This is a genomic window from Comamonas sp. HJ-2, assembly GCF_053615495.1.
The window spans coordinates 1-1,605 of record NZ_JBSIFD010000064.1 but is presented as its reverse complement, the minus strand read 5'-3'; the positions used below and the strand labels follow the sequence as shown (position 1 = coordinate 1,605).

Sequence of the window (1,605 nt, the reverse complement as noted above, 5' to 3'; positions counted from 1 at the left end):
CCAAGAAACACTATGCCCGTCTATCGTTACCCAGCAAGGCTGCCACTTTCTTGAAGCCTTTGCTGGCCAGAGTAACTGCCGGTGTCGATGCGGTGGCCGCTGCAGCCCGCAGTGGCGTACTGCGCGTGGATGATGAACTCCATTTGTCGCCATTGCCCGCAGAGGACGAAGACCCAGAAGTGACCAAGCTGCGCGCGGCTTTGGATCACCGCATCGGTGAGGTTCAATTGCCGGAAGTGATTCTGGCCGTTGACGCCCAGGTGCGCTTTAGCTGGATCATGCTCGGACGTGAGCCGCGCTCTACCGACGAGCTGCTGATGGTCTATGCCGGCATCATGGCCCACGGCACCAGTCTGACTGCGGTCGAATGCGCGCGCATGATTCCGCAATTGTCTGCCACCAGCATTCGCCAGGCCATGCGCTGGGCGCGGGACGAACGGCGTCTGAGCCAGGCCTGCCAGGCTGTGCTGGAATTCATGCAGCGACACCCGATTGCCGCCACCTGGGGGCGGTCCGATTTGGCATCTTCTGACATGATGAGCATGGAGACCACCAAACGGGTGTGGCAAGCCCGGCTTGATCCTCGGCGCAACACACCTTCCATTGGAATCTACTCCCATGTAAAAGACCGGTGGGGCATCTTCCATGCGCAGCCCTTTGTGCTCAATGAGCGCCAGGCGGGCGTGGCCATTGAAGGTGTCATCCGCCAAGAAAAGCTGGAGACCAGCCAGCTTGCTGTGGATACCCATGGCTACACCGACTTTGCCATGTCACATGCCCGTTTGCTTGGTTTTGATCTTTGCCCGCGGTTGAAGGAACTCAAACAGCGCCACCTCTTTGTGCCACGCGGCACCAAAGTGCCCGCAGAAATCGCTGCGGTGTGCGAAGCCAATGTCGACGTCGCTTTGATCGAAAAGCATTGGGATAGTCTGGTGCACCTGGCAGCCTCGGTCATGAGCGGACATGCCAGTGCGGTGGCAGCTCTTGCGCGGTTCGGTTCTGCCGCCCAGGGCGATCCAATCTATGAGGCTGGCGTGCAATTGGGGCGGTTGCTGCGTACGGCGTTTTTGGCTGACTACTTTGTCAAGGACGCTTTCAGGAACGAGTTGCGCCGGGTGCTCAATCGGGGCGAGGCTGTTAACGCCCTCAAGCGCGCCATTTATACCGGCCGGATCAGCCCGGCGCAGGCCAAACGTGTCGATGAAATGCAGGCTGTGGCCGATGCGTTGAGCCTGATGGCCAACATCGTGATGGCGTGGAATACCTCACAGATGCAGGCGGTCCTGGATCGCTGGTCGAACCGCCGCCAGGTCATTCCACCGGAACTGATCGGGAAGATTGCGCCCACCAAGCTGGAGAGCATCAACTTGCGGGGTGTGTTTCGCTTCCCGGTTGACCGCTATGCTGACCAAATCCTGCCTTCGCGGCCAAATGCATCGATAACTGGCACCAATGGATGAAACCGACCACGGTTTGACGCCACGAATCGCAGATTTGAAAGTGAACAGGAAAGTCAATGAAATCAACGATCTACCAACACCACCTCCGCGCCAGTGCTAGCTTTTCGTACCGTCACTTATTGCACTGAAAACGAGGAGACCCCTG

Annotated in this window: 1 pseudogene; it reads left to right on the top strand. The window is 58.5% G+C overall.

Features of this window, described 5'->3' with window-relative positions:
- Positions 1 to 1,460 (top strand): annotated as a pseudogene (locus tag ACWGXF_RS24315) (Tn3-like element IS1071 family transposase); the annotation flags it as partial.
- Positions 1,461 to 1,605 lie beyond the last annotated feature (145 nt).